This is a genomic window from Metallibacterium scheffleri (assembly GCF_002077135.1).
Taxonomy (GTDB): Bacteria; Pseudomonadota; Gammaproteobacteria; order Xanthomonadales; family Rhodanobacteraceae; genus Metallibacterium; species Metallibacterium scheffleri.
The window spans coordinates 1,443,432-1,456,125 of the sequence record NZ_LDOS01000002.1; the positions used below are offsets into that span (position 1 = coordinate 1,443,432).

General features: G+C 68.0%; 14 protein-coding genes and 1 pseudogene. 2 read left to right on the plus strand and 13 right to left on the minus strand.

Annotation, left to right across the window (positions count from 1 at the left end):
* Positions 1-6: 6 nt before the first annotated feature.
* The 9 genes from Mschef_RS11785 to Mschef_RS11820 form a co-directional block, all read right to left on the minus strand.
* A complete protein-coding gene (locus Mschef_RS11785) occupies positions 7-429 on the minus strand; it encodes a FecR family protein (protein ID WP_081128668.1) in 423 nt (140 codons plus the stop codon).
* A 235-nt stretch (positions 430-664) separates the two neighbouring features.
* A complete protein-coding gene (locus tag Mschef_RS11790; RefSeq protein WP_081128670.1) occupies positions 665-1,906 on the minus strand; it encodes a tetratricopeptide repeat protein in 1,242 nt (413 codons plus the stop codon).
* Between the two features lie 125 nt (positions 1,907-2,031).
* A complete protein-coding gene (locus Mschef_RS11795) occupies positions 2,032-4,221 on the minus strand; it encodes a GumC family protein (RefSeq protein WP_081128672.1) in 2,190 nt (729 codons plus the stop codon).
* A 45-nt stretch (positions 4,222-4,266) separates the two neighbouring features.
* Complete coding sequence (locus tag Mschef_RS11800; protein WP_081128674.1) at positions 4,267-4,827, minus strand: polysaccharide biosynthesis/export family protein; 561 nt, start codon at positions 4,825-4,827, stop codon at positions 4,267-4,269.
* A 168-nt stretch (positions 4,828-4,995) separates the two neighbouring features.
* Positions 4,996-6,435 (minus strand): IS1182 family transposase, encoded by a 1,440-nt coding sequence (locus Mschef_RS11805; protein WP_081126278.1) that lies wholly within the window; start codon positions 6,433-6,435, stop codon positions 4,996-4,998.
* Between the two features lie 38 nt (positions 6,436-6,473).
* Positions 6,474-6,644 carry a hypothetical protein gene (locus tag Mschef_RS17760; protein ID WP_168708996.1) on the minus strand — a complete coding sequence of 57 codons (171 nt, stop codon included), beginning with the start codon at positions 6,642-6,644 and terminating at the stop codon, positions 6,474-6,476.
* Positions 6,645-6,764: 120 nt separating this feature from the next.
* Complete coding sequence (locus Mschef_RS11810; RefSeq protein ID WP_081128676.1) at positions 6,765-7,559, minus strand: tyrosine-protein phosphatase; 795 nt, start codon at positions 7,557-7,559, stop codon at positions 6,765-6,767.
* 123 nt (positions 7,560-7,682) lie between these two features.
* Positions 7,683-9,086 (minus strand): undecaprenyl-phosphate glucose phosphotransferase, encoded by a 1,404-nt coding sequence (locus tag Mschef_RS11815; RefSeq protein WP_081128679.1) that lies wholly within the window; start codon positions 9,084-9,086, stop codon positions 7,683-7,685.
* Between the two features lie 205 nt (positions 9,087-9,291).
* Positions 9,292-9,981 (minus strand): phosphatase PAP2 family protein, encoded by a 690-nt coding sequence (locus Mschef_RS11820; protein WP_176212451.1) that lies wholly within the window; start codon positions 9,979-9,981, stop codon positions 9,292-9,294.
* 176 nt (positions 9,982-10,157) lie between these two features.
* Here Mschef_RS11820 and Mschef_RS11825 point away from each other — a divergent pair, with 176 nt between their 5' ends.
* Entirely contained in the window at positions 10,158-10,406 is a 249-nt protein-coding gene (locus Mschef_RS11825; protein WP_081129994.1) for an AbrB/MazE/SpoVT family DNA-binding domain-containing protein, read from the plus strand.
* 128 nt (positions 10,407-10,534) lie between these two features.
* Here the strand turns inward: Mschef_RS11825 and Mschef_RS11830 are convergent, their stop codons facing one another.
* From Mschef_RS11830 to Mschef_RS18455, 4 genes and pseudogenes are all read right to left on the minus strand, one after another.
* A complete protein-coding gene (locus tag Mschef_RS11830) occupies positions 10,535-10,861 on the minus strand; it encodes a type II toxin-antitoxin system YafQ family toxin (protein ID WP_081128683.1) in 327 nt (108 codons plus the stop codon).
* Positions 10,862-10,911: 50 nt separating this feature from the next.
* The gene (locus tag Mschef_RS11835; RefSeq protein WP_168708997.1) at positions 10,912-11,181 is read right to left on the minus strand and encodes a type II toxin-antitoxin system RelB/DinJ family antitoxin; all 270 of its coding nucleotides are present in this window, start codon (positions 11,179-11,181) and stop codon (positions 10,912-10,914) included.
* A gap of 134 nt (positions 11,182-11,315) precedes the next feature.
* On the minus strand, positions 11,316-11,534 hold the full coding sequence (locus tag Mschef_RS11840; RefSeq protein ID WP_081128687.1) for a CpsB/CapC family capsule biosynthesis tyrosine phosphatase: 219 nt from the start codon (positions 11,532-11,534) through the stop codon (positions 11,316-11,318).
* 123 nt (positions 11,535-11,657) lie between these two features.
* Positions 11,658-12,038 (minus strand): annotated as a pseudogene (locus Mschef_RS18455) (sugar transferase); the annotation flags it as partial.
* Positions 12,039-12,436: 398 nt separating this feature from the next.
* Between Mschef_RS18455 and Mschef_RS11850 the strand changes: the two are divergent.
* A complete protein-coding gene (locus Mschef_RS11850) occupies positions 12,437-12,685 on the plus strand; it encodes an AbrB/MazE/SpoVT family DNA-binding domain-containing protein (RefSeq protein WP_081129995.1) in 249 nt (82 codons plus the stop codon).
* Positions 12,686-12,694: the final 9 nt, after the last annotated feature.

Below are 12,694 nucleotides of genomic sequence, written 5' to 3' on the forward strand. Positions count from 1 at the left end.
CCCGACTCAGGGGCTGATGGGGTTGCTATTGCTGCTGCTGCCACCGCCGCCCGCGACCAGGGCCGCGAGCACCACCACGCCACCGACGGCGATCAATGGGGTGTAGTTGGTGCCGGAGGACGCTGCGTCCGATCCGCCGGCCGCCGCCAGGATGGGCTGGCAATCGGGAGTCACGGTGAAGGTACTGTTGGGCGCGAGCGTCATGCTGCAGCCGCTGCCGTAATCGAGCATGACTTGCGAGCCCGGCATCACCATCACGCGATCGCCGACGCTGAGCGGCATGCCGGTCTTGGCCGGAAGGAACTTCTGGCCCTGGTTGACCATGACCTTGCCTTCGACCTTGTAGATCATGGCCACGGGGTTGGCCTGCGCGACGCCGACCACGCCGAGTGCGAGCGCGGTTGCCAACAAGATGCGGTGGACTTTCATGGCGATCTCCCTGCATGAAGGTGGAGCATGGGCGCAGCCCAAGCTCTCGCGCGCAGCTTACTGCCGCTTGCTTGGGCGGTGCAACCGCCGCTGCGACTGGCCTCGAGCCGGGACCGGTCGCGTTTCGGCGCGCATCGTCCGACCTGCGCGCGCCGCCCAGCGAACCGCCCGGAGTGGTCCGCGTGCGCCGAGGTCGGATCAGCCGCAGTGACCACACGCTGTCGGCAACTTCGTTCTAACGCCCGGGAGCCAGGCGCATGGCGCGCAGATCGGTGAACTCGGCGCGGCCATCCGCCCATTGCTCGGCGGGGATGCGCCAGGCCAGACGCAGGCTGAGCCACTGCGCGCCGCAACCCTGCGCCGGTACCTCCACGTCGAAAGCAAAATCGTGCCACGGCAGGCTGCCGCGCATCCGCGCGCTGGCGCCCAGTTGGCCGCCGTTGTCGGCACAGCTCAGCACCCACTGCAGGCCGCGGTCGTTCTGCAGGCCGTGCAGCCGCGCCTGTCCGCTGACGCGGTAGCGCCCGGGCGCCAGCACCAGCAGTTGCGCCACCTGCCCCGCCAACGGCGCGCGCTGATCGAGGAAGCGCACTTGCAGGGCGTTGCCGCTCGCCGTGGCACGCGGCACCACCGCGATCTCCGCGCCGGGCACATAGCTGATGCGCCAGTCGAAGCCGCGCCCGCTGGGCGGATACTGGAAATCGCCATCGAAGATGTTGTCCAGGTGCTGTTGCTGCGCGGGCGGCAGACTTTCGACCCAGGCCATGTAGGCGGGCAGCCAGCGCCGCTGGCCGATCAGGCGATCGAGGTAGGCCGACCAGTCGGCCGCGTGCAGCGCGTCGGGCACCGCGCGCAAGGCCGCGAACAACACCCGCACCGGCGCGTCAGCGGTGGCCGGCTGTACGCAGGCCCAGCGAAAGAAGTCGCCGCCCCAGGGCGGATGCGCCGCGAACACCGCGCGGTAGGCCAGCGCGGCGCCCGGCACGCGGGCCAGCGTCAGCAGTTGCGGATACAAGCGCGCGGCGAGTGTGGGGTGCACGCGCAGGATGGCGTCCAGATGCCACAGCGCGGCCTCGAGATGCCCGTCGCGCAGCGCCGCCGCCGCCAGCCAGGCCTGGGTGGCGGCGTCGCGCGGATCGAGACGCGCGGCGATGTGCAGGCGCGCTTCGGCGCTGGCGCTGGCGCCGCGCCGCAAGGCGACCTCGGCCAGCACGCGATAGGCGTCGGCGCTCAGCGGCGAAGCGATCAGGGCGGCGCGCGCCAGCCGCGAGGCCGCGGCCGTGTCGCCCGCATCGAAGCGTTGCTGCGCCCAGTCGGCGGCGGCGGCCGCGGACTGCGCGGCCCACGCATGCGCCGCGGCCGGATCGGCGTGCAGTCGTTGCATGGAGAGTGTCAGACCCAGCAGCCGCCAGCCGAGCAGCGCGGCGATCAGCAGCGCGGCGGCGCTGCGCGCGGCGATGGCGGCCGCACGGCTCACCGCGGCGCAGTCATCACGGCGCCACGCGCGTGCGCGCCACGCATACCGTGCATCCGCTGCGGTCCACGCTCACGCCGCCGCCGGCGCCCGCAGTAACTCGATGCGCGAACGCCGTGCGCCGCGACTCAGGCGTCGCGGCGACTCGTCTTGCCGCCATAGGCGCCACCATAGTCGTAGCTGTAGCCATAGCCGTAGGCGCCGTGCCGCGCGTCAAGCTTGGTCAGTGCCGCGCCGACCACGCGCGCGCGCGCCGCGCGCAGACGCTTGAGCGCGTCGCGGATGTCGTCGATGCGCGCGCCGCCGGCCTCGATGACCAGCAGGGTGGCGGCGACGCTGTGCGCCAGCACGGGGGCATCGGCCAGACCCAGCACGGGCGGGCTGTCGAGGATCACCAGGTCGTACTCGGCCTGGGCCTCGGCGAGCAAGGTGGCCAGGCGCGGCCCGGCCAGCAGTTCGGCGGGATTGGGTGGCAGCGGCCCGCAGGCGAGCACGGCCGCGCCGTGTTCGCTGCTGACGATCGCTTCGCGCCAGGTGAGCGCGCCGGCCAGTACGTTGCTCAGGCCACGGCTGTTGTCGACCGCGCCGAGATTGTGCTGCGCCGGATTGCGCATGTCGGCGTCGACCAGCAGCACGCGCCGCCCCATCTGCGCGAAGCTCTGCGCCAGCGCCAGGGCGGTGGTGCTCTTGCCCTCGCCTGGGCGCGTGCTGGTGATCAGCAGCGAGCGCGGCACGCCGTCGGCGGTGGCGAACTGCAGCGCGGTGCGCGCCGAGCGATAGGCCTCGGCCAGCGCCGAGCGCGGATCTTGCATCGCCTGCTCCGGCGTGCCCGTGCGCGCCAGCGGGATGATGCCGAGCACGGCCAGGCCGAGTTTCTGCTCGGCATCCGTCGCCACATGCACGGTGTCGTCGAGGTGGTCCAGCACCAGGGCCGCTGCGATACCGGCGAACAGGCCCAGCAGCAGGCCGATGGTCAGATTCAACTTCAGCCGCGGCCGGTAACGCACCATGGGCGGCTCCGCGCGGTCCACCACCGAGATGTTGTTGATGCCGACGCCGCCGGCGACGCCGATCTCCTTGTAGCGCTGCAGGATGGCGTCGTAGAGCTGACGGTTGGTGTCCACCTCGCGCTTGAGGATGTTGTAACGGATGCTGCGCTGTTCGAGATTCAGCACCTGCTGGCGCAGGTCGGCCACGCGCTGGCGCAGCAGCGTCTCGCGCGCCTTGGCCGCCGCGTAGGCGCTCTGCACGGAGCCACGCACCAGCGCGGTGCGCGCGGTGATCTGGCGGTGGATTTCATCCAGTTTGGCGTGCAATTGCAGCATGGCCGGGAACGCCGGCTTGTAGATGCGCAACTGGTCCTGGTACTTGGCCTGGTCCTCGGCGTAGGCCTGCTGCAGCTTCTCGATGACCGGATCGCCCAGCACCTGCGCGATCTGGTCGGCGGGCGCGCCCTGCAGTTGGCGCCACTTGGCCTCGGCCTTGTAGCGGTCCTGCTCGGCCTGCGCCAGCGCGACGTTGAGCTGCTCGAGCTGCTGTCCGACCAGGCTTTGTCGATCGCTGATGTTGACGATCTGGTGCTTTTGCGCGAACGCCACCAGATCCGTGTCGGAATCCTCGAGGCGCAGCTTGAGCTCCTGCAGGCGATCCTCGAGGTACTGCTTGGCGTAACCCGATGCGGCCATGCGCCGGTCGAGGTTGGAGCGGATGAACTGGTCGGCGTAGACGTTTGCGATCCGCGCGGACAGCCGCGGATCGGGCGTGTCGACGGACACATCCACCAGCTTGGAGTTGAGCACCGGCTGCACCGAGACCATGTTCAGCAGCGCATCGGCATCGGCGCGCAATTGATCGGTCGGGCTGGGCTTGCGCGTCGATGCGCCATGCAGAAAGCCCAGCAGGCGTGCCAGCGGCGAGGGCCGCAGCAGCTTCTGGAATGCCGCGTCGTGCTGCAGATCCATCGCCACCACCACGCGCCGCGCCAGCGAGTGGCTCTTCAGCAGGTCGTACTGGGTCTGGTAGAAGGTTTGGTCATTCAGCGATTCGACCGGCTGGAAGCCTTGCACCTGCACGACGTTGACCGTGTCGCGGTTGATCTGCAGCGTGGTATCGGCGCGGAAGATGGGCGTGGCCAGCAGGGTCAGGATCAACGCGATCAGCACGCACAGTCCGGTCGCGCCGAGGATCAGCCAGCGCCGACCCACCAGCGCGCGCCAATAGGCTTGCAGGTCGATGTCGTCATCGCCCGGCATGCCGCCATCGGGCATGCGCGTGCCCGATTCCGGGACGGTTTCCGTGTCGAGGGTATTGGGGGTCATGCAAGGTCCATGTCGATTCGTGGCATCGCGGAGTCGATCCTGCGGTCAGAGCTTGTAGGCCTGGAAGTAGAGGAACCCGCGCAGGTTGTCGACGATTCCCTTCAGCGTGGACTTCAGGCCCGACTCGTCGACCACGATGATGTCGTTGGGGTACAGCGGCGGATCGATCATCGTGCCGGCGCGGATCCGGTCGATGTCGAAACGCGCGGCCATCGGCTTGCCATCGATGGCGCGGAAGATCACCACCCGACTATCGTTGGCCAGCGTGGTGGGTCCCTCGGCCATGGCGATGGCCTGCAGCAGATTCATCTGCCCGACCATCGGATACACCCCGGGCTTGTGCACGGCGCCGTCCACGGTGAAGCGTTCGTTGGCGGACTTGTCCACGAACAGCGAGACTTGCGGATCCTGCAGGTAGGTCGCCGCGAGTTGTCGCGTGATCGCCTGCCGCGCCTCGTTGACGGTGAGGCCGCCGACCTTGACCACGCCGGCCAGCGGCAGGGCGACGTCGCCGACGCTGTCCACGCGCACCTTGACCTTGTTGAAGTCCTTCACCTGGAACACGCTGACCTCGAGCAGATCGCCGGGGCCGAGGCGGTATTGCAACGCCTCAGAGGCTGTGAGTTTTTCGGTTGTCGGCGTGGGCGCGACGGCTGCTGATGCTGGACGTGGTCGCCTGCGCGTGCGGTCGAATGGCGCAGACGGTGCCCGTGATGGGTGTCGGTCTCCCGAACTTCGCGCTGGCTGAGCGCTTTGGGGCCATTTCTTGCCCTCTCATGCGGCCTGCGCCGCCATGGCGGACGGATCTGTCCCCCAACCGATGAGTTGCGGTGCCAGCGCGGCGGTGCGCAACAGGTTGTGCGCCAGCACGAACAGGCCCACCACCGAGCGGACCTTGGCCAAGCCACGCACGGGCATGCGCAGCAGGCCTCGGTTACGCGCCTGGGCGTTGACGCATTCGGCGGTTGCCGCGCGCTGCTTGTAGATGTCCCTGGCCTCGCTGCCGGCCATGCGCACGCGCCACTGGGCCACCGCCTCGGAGTCATCGGGCTTGGGTTGGTGCTTGTCCTGCGCGACCTCCTTGCCCTGCGCGTCCTGCTTCGTCCTGGGTTCTGGCACCGGCGCGTAGACCTTGGTCCTGCCGGCCACCGCATCGATCTGCTCGTGCGCGGGGAAGCCGCCATCGACCAGCCACTGCTCCGGGCTGCGCCCCAGGCGCTGCGCGACCTGCTCGACCATCGGCGCCAGTTGCGCCATGTCGCTGCCGGCGGTGACCACGTCCATGCCGACGATGACCTGTTCTTCGCAGGTGGTGGCAAACTGCACGTTGAACGCCGGACGGAAACCGCCGTCGCCCATCTTCATGACCCGCGCGTCGGCGTCGGTGGTGCTCGCTCTGGCGTCTTCGGCCCTGGAGCCGTTGCGCTTCTTGGCAGCGGCCACTTCAGGCAGTTGCTCCAGCGCCGCCTGGATGCGCGCTTCGCGCTCCCGGGCCGCGCGCAGCTTGGCCGCCTGCGCTTGCCGCCGGGCTTGACCCGGATCGGCCTGGGCCTGCGTCTTGATCGTCTGCACCAGCTCGCGGGCCTGGCTCAGGTGGTCGTCCAGGCTGGCTTGGCGGCGGAACGAGGCGGCACCCGCAGCGGCGCGAACGCGCATGCCGTCCTGCGCCACGCGCTGCAAGGTGATCGCACCCACCGCGGCCAGGGCGGCTACGTTATCCGTGAGCAGCTCGTCCATCAGCGCTTCGTTGCCCGCACGAAAATCATTGAGCGCGTGATAGTTCACCGACACGCCGCCGCAAATCCACCGGTACGCATCGTGCTCCAGGCTCAGCCGCGCCACTTCGCGGCCGCTGCCCACACCGTCCAGCGTGGCGTACAGCCACAGTGCGAACAGAATGCGCGGGTCGATCGCCGCACGACCGGCGTTGCTGCCGCGCGCCTTGACCGCCTCGATCAACCGACTCAGGTCCTGACGCTCGACGTAACCCCACACCAGTCGCGCCCGGTGGTCCTCGGGCAACAACGATTCCAGGTCCGAGGCGCGCAGCTCCACCTGCAAACGGTTGGGTTCGAGCAATCGCGGCGCGCCTTGCTCTCGCTGCATCGCCGCCTTGGCCTGCGCCTCCCGTACCTGGGCTTCGCTGGGCTCGGGCAGGTCCAGAAACAGGCCTGTCTGCGTCGCCGCCGGGTCATGCTCAGTGGATGTCGTCATGCTCGCTATCATGCCTGCCGCACAACCGTTTGGGTGGCTCAGAGAAAAACTCTCACCCTCTCAGGCCCCAGCAGCGCGGCTGGATTGAACGCGCGGGCACCGGGCGACACCATCGGCACCACGGTGTCGGCGGGGGGATTGGAGGCGCAGGCGGCCAGCAGCAGCAAGCCGCAGACAAGCAGTACGAATTTCAGTATCGGCTTGCCCATTACGACTCCCTGAGTGGATGCGGGTCACGACCCGCGCAGCGCGTGTTCGATTCGGCGAACCATCACCACGTGGCGGCCATCACCGGCGCCGCGCCGGCATGCGCGTGACGGCGCGACCATTCATGCGCGGCGCCGCCAGCGCGACCACCAGCTTGCCTTGGGCGTCCGCGCGGACATGGCGGGCAACGCTGGCGCCTCGTGGGCCGGGCGATTGTAGAGGATGCATTGCGGTCGCGTCAGCACGAGATGCAGCGCTTCATCCGCGCCCACGCGCACGGCGGCGGCGTCGCGCGCCTCGGCCAGCAACGGCACGCGGCGCTCGCTGTGATGGGCATCGGTCGCCAGCAGATGCACCAGCCCCTCGTCCAGCATGCGCTCGGCCCAATAGCGCGGACGCCGCCCGTAACGACCGGTGAGACTGCCGGCGGTGACCTGCATCCAGGCGCCCCCGCGCACCAGCTTTGCGAAGACCGGATAGTGCTCCTCGATCCAGGTCAGCCGTTCGGGATGCGTCAGCACCGGCACATAGCCGGCCGCCAGCACCTGAAACACTGACTCCTCGAGCCGCGGAGGCGCGACATGGTGCGGTGGCTCGAACAGGAAGTAGCGGCTGTCGGCCAACGTCGGAATGCGACCGCCGCGCAGACCCTCGAGCAGATCCGGGGCGAGGTGGATATCAGCGCCCGTGGTCAACGTCAGGTCGATGCTGGCGCGCGCCAGCTCCTGTCGAAACGCCTCCACGGCGACGAGGATGCGCGCGCGATCGTTGTCGTAAAGCCCCGGATAGATGTGCGGCGTGCAGGCGACGATGCTGATGCCGTCCTGCGCGGCCATGCGCGCCATCGCCAGCGCCACCGCCAGATCCGGCGCGCCATCGTCGATCGCGGGCAGCATGTGGCAGTGCAGGTCGATCATTGCGATGACCGTGTCGGGAAATCGCCGCGGGTTGGCCTCGCGGAGAACCGACAGCCCCGGACACGAGGCCGGCGCACGATCGGGCGCGTGCCGCGCCTCATTCCGTCGCGACCCTGGGCGCGTTCAGTAGGCATTCTTGTTCACGAAGCCGCGCAGCAAGGTGAGCGCGATGATGCGCAGGTCGAAGGCCAGCGACCAGTGCTCGATGTAGTACAGGTCGTGCTCGATGCGGCCCTGCATCTTGTTCACGGTCTCGGTCTCGCCGCGCCAGCCATTGATCTGCGCCCAGCCGGTGATGCCCGGCTTGACCGTGTGGCGCAGCGCGTAGTGATCGATCAGGTTCATGTATTGCGCGTTGTGCTCGACCGCGTGCGGACGCGGGCCGACGATGGACATGGCGCCCTTGAGCACGTTGAAGAACTGCGGCAGCTCGTCGAGGCTGCTGCGGCGCAGAAACGCGCCGAGGCGGGTCAGGCGCGGATCGTCGTGCGCCGCCTGGGTGAGCACGCCGGGCGCTTCGTGATGCAGGCGCATGCTGCGGAACTTCCACACCTCGATCTCGCGTCCGTCCCAGCCGTGGCGCTTCTGCCGGAACAGCACCGGCCCGCGCGAAGTCAGCTTGACCGCCAGCGCGATCGTCAGCAGCAGCGGGCTGACCAGCAGCAGGATCAGCAGCGAGAGCAGCACATCCTCGGCGCGCTTGAGCGCGCGGTTGAAGCCCTGCATCGGCGTGGCGGTGAGGTCCAGCATCGGCGTGTCGAGGACCTCGGTGACGCCGTGGTTGAGCAGGAACAGGCCGAGCATGTCCGGCACGTAGCGCACGTTGGCGGTGCTGTTGCGCAGTTGCGCCAGCACCGGCTCCAGCAAGGCGCTCTGCGCCAGCGGCAGGCTGACCCAGACCTCGTCGATGGCGTTGTCGGCGACGTAGGCGCCGAGTCCATCGAGCGGCTGCGCCGCGACGCCGCCGACCTCGCAGGCATCCATGCCCGGATCGAACACGGCGGCCACCTCGAAGCCGGCCCACTGCGGATCGCGCGCGCGCTGCAGCAGCGCCTGCGCCTGCGCGCCGCAACCGACGATGACCGCCTTGCGCAGGTTGTAGCCGCGCGCGCGCAGCGCATGCAGCAGCATGTACAAGCCGACCCGCAGCAGCAGCAGCGCGGCGGCCGTGGACAGGAACCACAGCGCCATCCAGGCGCGCGACAGCAGATCGTTTTTCTTGACCAATACCAGCATCAGCAGGATCAGCGCGAACACCGCGGCCCAGCTCAGCAGCACCTGCCCCACCGGCGCGCGCAGACCGCGCGCGCGCCACGAGCGATACACGCCCAGCAGCGGAAACAGCAGCGCCGCCAGCAGCGCCGCGATGACGATCACCGCGACATAGCTCAGCGGCAGCGCATCCGGCACCCGACGAAACCGCAGCGTGTACGCCAGCAAGCCACCGCCGATCACCAGCACCACGTCGGCGACGCGACTGAGCGCGGTGAAACCCGCCGAATAGGCTCGCAACATCCCTCGTTTCATGTCTCCTCCATCGCCGTGTTGCTCCTGAGCATCCCGTGCTGCCCCGGTAACCGCGCGACCCGACTGTCCCGCCGCGCATCGGCCACTCCGTACGATCGAGTTTGCTGCCTGGCCGCGCGCGCTGTAAAGGGCACTTCATTACGCTTTCGACACGATGCGCGCGTGGTCCGCAGGGGCCTCGCGCGACAGCACGGTGCTTGTCTGCTCAGCGCCGCGAAGCTTCTTGCCGCGGCTTGCGCGCCCGCGGCGACGCGCCGCAGGCATGGCCGAGTACGGCGCGCGGCAAATCGCAGCGCGTGTAGATGCGTGCGTGCCCGCTGACATCGCGCGCGATCACCGCGAGGATGCGGTTGGACGGCATCACGCGCCCGTAGGTGAGCAGCAGCGGCAGCAGCAGCACCAGCGCCATCCAGCCACCGGCCTGTTGCAGGCGCCCGGGGCGGCGCTCGTGCCACAGGAACACGCCCGCCAGTAGCGCGCCCCACAGCGTGCCGAGCACGGCTTCGGACGGCGAATGCGCGTCCAGGGTGAGGCGTGACACGGTGACGCCCAGCGCCAGCAACGCGCCCACGGACAGCGCCAGCATCCGCCCGCGCGGTGATCGCCGCGCCGCCAGCAAGGCCGCCAGCACCGGCCAGATCAGGAACGACAGCGCGCAGTGTCCGCATAGGCCGACGAAATCCAGCCCCGGCGGATGCAGTCCCCAGCCCATGTACAGCAGCTTGCTCAGCGCCACCACGCCGACATCCACGCACAGCACGCCCAGCCACCACCAGCCCACCGCGCGCGTGCCGCCGCGCAGCAGCAGCCACGCCGCCAGCAGCAGCGCGATCGGCAGCAGCACCGCGCTGTCGCCCAGCGCCGTGATGCGCCACCACCATGCGTGCAGGTCCATGCGCGTCCTCGTCCGCGAATCGCGCATGATGCCGCATCGGACGCGCGCCAGTCAGCGCATCGACGCGCCGAGATCCTTCGCTACCGACGTTGTGCCACCACGCGAAACGGACCCGTCCAGCCGAATCGACGTGGCGTATCTACAGGTCTATACTATGGCGCGTACAGGAGAACATGATGCATTCGAATATTTCCCGCTGGGGCAACAGCCTGGCCGTGCGCCTGCCCGCGGTGCAAGTGCGCACGCTCGGCCTGCGCGAGGGAACCGCCGTCGAGGTCAGTCTGACCGCGGCCGGCGAGATCCGCATCGCGCCGCTGCGACCGTTCGACAAGTCGGCTTTCGTCAAGCGCCTGCGAGCGGCGCAGGCACGCATGCCGGAGACCGCGCCTGTGCTCGACGCGCTACGCGATGCGGCACGCTATTGATCGCGCGCGCATGATCTTCTTGGTCAGGTCTGCGTTGGCGGCGAACTCCATCCAGTTGGCCAACACCCCCATCAACCAATTCGATCAAGCCGCCCAGTCTGAACCTCGAACAGACTGCTCGTGCTCACTCACCCGAACAGATCGGAATGTGTGCCAGTCCTGACGAATTCGACGGTGCCGTCGTCCGGAAAGCGGTAGATGAGTAACCAGTCGTTGCCGACATGGCACTCGCGGCAGTTGGTGTCACCATCGCGGCGTGGGTAGCGCCCGGTGAGTGGATGGTCGCGGAATTCAGGTGGCAGCGTTTCGCGGCGTTCGATCATCTGCATCACCTTCTGTAGCGCAGCAAGATCTGCCTTCGCTTTCTTAGCGGCGGCTTTGTAGTCTTTCTTGAACTGCTTGACCCATGACACCGAACGGGGCACAAGTCCACTGCTCTTGTTTTTCGTTGACATACGATTTCCTCATGAGTGAGCGCGACTTGTGCCCGCGACAAACTCAACCATCAATCGGCGCTCCTCTCGAACTCGTCGAGCATCGACGCGACGCTGCTTGCGCGGCCGATGTTCTTGCGATTGTAGGAATCGCTGATTGCCTTGAGCGTCGCGGCATTAGGCTGCGGCAGGACAACTTCAAACGGCAAACCACCGCGCAGGACAACCTGGTTGAGAAACACCCGGATTGCGCCCGAGAGATCCATCCCGAGTTCGTTGAGCACCTGTTCAGACTTGCTCTTGAGTTCGGCCTCGGTTCTTACTTGGATGGTGGTGGTCATGTTCATTGTCTCCATCGAGAATATTAAATTACATCAGTATGTTGAATAGCTTTTCGTGTTTCTCTAATCCACCAAGCGTTTGCTCGGGGCGGCTCAGAGCGTACTGACATATATATGACATTGTCAACACATAGTCAGGTCGATGCCGCGCGCGCCAGCTCCTGTCGGAATGCCTCCACGGCGACGAGGATGCGCGCGCGATCGTTGTCGTAAAGCCCCGGATAGATATGCGGCGTGCAGGCGACGGTGCTGATGCCGTCCTGCGCGGCCATGCGCGCCATCGCCAGCGCCACCGCCAGATCCGGCGCGCCATCGTCGATCGCGGGCAGCATGTGGCAGTGCAGATCGATCATTGCGATGACCGTGTCGGGAAATCGCCGCGGGTTGGCCTCGCGAAGGACCGACAGCCCCGGACACGAGGCCGGCGCACGATCGGGCGCGTGCCGCGCCTCATTCCGTCGCGACCTTGGGCGCGTTCAGTAGGCATTCTTGTTCACGAAACCGCGCAGCAAGGTGAGCGCGATGATGCGCAGGTCGAAGGCCAGCGACCAGTGCTCGATGTAGTACAGGTCGTGCTCGATGCGGCCCTGCATCTTGTTCACGGTCTCGGTCTCGCCGCGCCAGCCATTGATCTGCGCCCAGCCGGTGATGCCCGGCTTGACCGTGTGGCGCAGCGCGTAGTGATCGATCAGGTTCATGTATTGCGCGTTGTGCTCGACCGCGTGCGGACGCGGGCCGACGATGGACATGGCGCCCTTGAGCACGTTGAAGAACTGCGGCAGCTCGTCGAGGCTGCTGCGGCGCAGAAACGCGCCGAGGCGGGTCAGGCGCGGATCGTCGTGCGCCGCCTGGGTGAGCACGCCGGGCGCTTCGTGCGGATGCAGTCCCCAGCCCATGTACAGCAGCTTGCTCAGCGCCACCACGCCGACATCCACGCACAGCACGCCCAGCCACCACCAGCCCACCGCGCGCGTGCCGCCGCGCAGCAGCAGCCACGCCGCCAGCAGCAGCGCGATCGGCAGCAGCACCGCGCTGTCGCCCAGCGCCGTGATGCGCCACCACCATGCGTGCAGGTCCATGCGCGTCCTCGTCCGCGAATCGCGCATGATGCCGCATCGGACGCGCGCCAGTCAGCGCATCGACGCGTCGAGATCCTTCGCTACCGACGTTGTGCCACCACGCGAAACGGACCCGTCCAGCCGAATCGACGTGGCGTATCTACAGGTCTATACTATGGCGCGTACAGGAGAACATGATGCATTCGAATATTTCCCGCTGGGGCAACAGCCTGGCCGTGCGCCTGCCCGCGGTGCAAGTGCGCACGCTCGGCCTGCGCGAGGGAACCGCCGTCGAGGTCAGTCTGACCGCGGCCGGCGAGATCCGCATCGCGCCGCTGCGACCGTTCGACAAGTCGGCTTTCGTCAATCGCCTGCGAGCGGCGCAGGCACGCATGCCGGAGACCGCGCCTGTGCTCGACGCGCTACGCGATGCGGCACGCTATTGATCGCGCGCG